A 1,125-nucleotide genomic window follows, 5' to 3' on the forward strand; every position below is an offset into this window, starting at 1 on the left:
CTAAACTCTTGGGCTTTTTGGTATCTAGCTAGATATTTTTTAGCCCTCTCAATCTCTCTTTCATAGCCCTCTATGATGCGCTTGTGTAGGTCTATGTCTCTTGCGTCTTGGTTTGCCTCTAGCTGTTCGTAAAGTTTTTGTTTTTGTGATCTAGGTGCCTTGTTAATTTTTTCTATAAGTGCTATTGCCTGCTCCTCTAAATCCCCCCTTTGGGCGATCTCAATTTTTTTCTTTCTATCCTCTATGCGTGCAGGGTGGTTTTTGATGGTGTGCTGTGCGCCCCAAATATCTCTTTGTCTAAAGCGTTCTCTTAATAGATCGTGTATCTGCTCGGGTTCTAGTTGAATCTCTGCTAACTCTTGGGGGGTTTTAAGGGGGGATGTGCTATCTTTAGATAAAGGAGTGTCAATGGATTCATCAATCCCCTTACCCCCGGTTAAAATTTCGTCTTTTTGGCTTAATACAGAATCGGGGCGATTGTATGCACTCGCATCAGATGAGGGTGGGGCTTTTGAATTTGACTTTAAGCGTAGAATATGGGTTAAATTCTCTTCATTTGTTGCGTTCCGTGAATTTAGCGATGCTGCAGATTTAGACTCTGTAGAGATGACTTCAAAAGAAGTAAAGTCGCTAATATCTACATCGAAATCTTGAGCTAATCTTTTACTTTCTCGGTTCAAGCGTTCCCACTCTGCTTGGGTTAGAGTTGGGTTGATTTCGTGCTCCCTCAACACATGGTAAATCTCATCTAAGCGTTTCTTAACATCCCACCCTTGTTGCGTGTGTAATTGTATTTCACTCCCTACCCCGTTATAGTTAAATTGGATATGCACACCCTTATACCCGCTGGTGTTTTGCTTATACTCAATGCGGTGGGGTATGCCTTGGGTTTGCAAGTGCTGGGTAATATCCACAAGTTGGGAATTTAGGTGTTCTCTACTGGGCGCAATCACTGCCGCTCTTAAAAAGTCATCTACTCTTGTGCTATCCCCGCCATAGTAGCCTAGTTTCTCCTCAATACTCCCCACACTCTTTACAATATGGCTAGCCTCTAACTGGCTACTAGGCTGGGCTAACCCCTCTAAGAGTTGTTTAAAGTCTGCTTCTTGCTCTTGAGCCTTGTTA

1 pseudogene is annotated in these 1,125 nt (G+C 43.0%); it reads right to left on the bottom strand.

From position 1 onward, the window contains the following. Window positions 1-1,125, bottom strand: a pseudogene (locus EAO37_RS09000) (hypothetical protein); the annotation flags it as partial.

Origin of the sequence: Helicobacter sp. L8 (genome assembly GCF_003660355.1) — a bacterium.
Taxonomy (GTDB): domain Bacteria; phylum Campylobacterota; class Campylobacteria; order Campylobacterales; family Helicobacteraceae; genus Helicobacter; species Helicobacter labacensis.